The 1,387-nt window shown below is 35.1% G+C and carries 2 protein-coding genes; both read right to left on the bottom strand.

The annotated features are described in order from the left end of the window. Positions 1 to 34: 34 nt before the first annotated feature. The gene (cas6, locus tag J7J33_05390) at positions 35 to 850 is read right to left on the bottom strand and encodes a CRISPR-associated endoribonuclease Cas6 (protein MCD6168711.1); all 816 of its coding nucleotides are present in this window, start codon (positions 848 to 850) and stop codon (positions 35 to 37) included. 50 nt (positions 851 to 900) lie between these two features. Further along, positions 901 to 1,387: WYL domain-containing protein (locus J7J33_05385; GenBank protein MCD6168710.1), on the bottom strand; the 487-nt coding region annotated here is incomplete at its 5' end.

Here is a 1,387-nt window from a genome sequence, read left to right as displayed (position 1 = left end):
AAGAATATTTCTTTCTTTTTCTTGTGTTTTTAATTCAACTTCCATGTTTCCTCCTTTCTTGGGGGGACCAGGGTTCCCACATGCCAAATCCCTCTGAGTTTCTGTCCCCCAAACCTGTATCATATGTTACTGCAATTAACTCTCTTGATCCTGAAATTTCATAAATTCCTGTGTATCCAACTATTAGAGTTTGTTTAAATCTGACCCTCTTCTCGTTTAACTTCATTGAAAAGAGAAATGGTTTTATCTTCAAGTTCAGCCCATCTGTCTCTCTTTTATAGATAAGATAGAATTTCTTTAGTGCATTTTTCTCTATTAGAGAGGAGAACTCCTTTTCATGAGGATTGTAGTAGTATGATTTTTTCATATCTTCCTTCACAAATGTAGAGTGGATTGTTAATGGAGAGATCATCCTAACAAGGACTCTATCATCAATCCTTGGTTGGGTTAGAACCTCTATATTTGAGACAAAGATTCTCTGCCCTATGATGTTAAACTCCCTTTCTCTTAGACTCTTATCACCGAAATCGCCAATTATACTCTCAAAGGGTGAGGAGAGGAAGAAACTTATTGTTTTAAATAGAAGCATCTCTTCATCCACCTTCCTTAATCCAAGTTCTAATGCTTTCTCTTTGAGCCTTTTTCCATACAATTTCTTTCCCTTCTCAAGGATTCTTGAAAAGGTAAAGAGTTTAAACTTCCTCTTTCCATATTCAAATCCCTTGTTGTGAAGTTCTGTTGCCAATTTGTTTGAGAAGGATGAGTATATTAGAGTTTGAATCAAATGGTTATAGTGGAGTGGAAGAAGTATCTCTCCTTTTAAAGATTCGTATGTTATCTTTACTCTCATTTCCATACCTCAATTATATTTACTAAGAGTGTCAGGAAATTTCCCTGAACTCAATCTCCCTCATAAATTTTTGAAAGTTTCCCAATATCTTCTTTTATCTCTTTAACAAGGGATTTCGGTTTTAGAACCTTTACATGGGAGCCATAACCTATAACCCACCTCTTTATCTCCTCAGGATTTGCAACCACTTTAAATATTATGCTCCCATCTTTAAGTTCCTCTATTCTTTGTGTTTTATGCCATATCCTTTCCTTTATCCACCTTGATTCGTATCTATCAAATTTAAGAACTATCTCTTCTTCACCCCCCTTATAAATTCTCCATGCCTTCTCCAGATAATCCTTAGGATTAAAATCCTTAGGGATGTTAAACCTCTCCTTTAAAGTTTTAATTTCAAGAATTCTATCAAGGGCAAAGTCCCTTATCTCTCCTCTCAATTGGCAGAATCCAACAAAATACCAGATACCTTCAAAATTGTATAGATGATATGGATTCACCTTCCTTTCAGTAATCTTGTCCCTTGATATTGTATAATAC

The organism is Caldisericia bacterium, assembly GCA_021158845.1.
Lineage (GTDB): Bacteria > Caldisericota > Caldisericia > B22-G15 > B22-G15 > B22-G15.
This window is presented reverse-complemented; position numbering and strand designations above follow the sequence as displayed.

What these genes read in the sequence shown, in the direction of transcription:
- cas6 (MCD6168711.1), bottom strand. Translation starts at nt 850, where the DNA reads ATGAGAGTAAAGATAACATACGAATCTTTAAAAGGAGAGATACTTCTT.